This window comes from Pseudomonas sp. PME37.24/006, assembly GCF_055556635.1.
The window spans coordinates 1-250 of the sequence record NZ_JBVHNL010000232.1; the positions used below are offsets into that span (position 1 = coordinate 1).

At 66.0% G+C, this 250-nt stretch carries 1 pseudogene; it reads left to right on the forward strand.

Annotation, left to right across the window (positions count from 1 at the left end):
* Positions 1–250, forward strand: a pseudogene (locus ACZ3GY_RS24525) (NAD(P)/FAD-dependent oxidoreductase); the annotation flags it as partial.

Sequence of the window (250 nt, forward strand, 5' to 3'; positions counted from 1 at the left end):
GGCCGCCGACCTGATCTCGCACGAGGTGGCCGACAAGGTCGGCAAGTGCTGGGGCCTGGGATCGGCCACCACCAAGGATCCGGGACCGTGGGAAGGCGAACAGCGCAACATGTGGAAGCCCACGCAGCAGCCCGCCCTGTGGTTCCATGGCGGCAACCTGCACCAGTCGCGCCACTACTCGCTGTATCTGGCGCTGCAGCTGAAGGCGCGCATGGAGGGTATTCCGACACCGGTGTATGGCTTGCAGGAG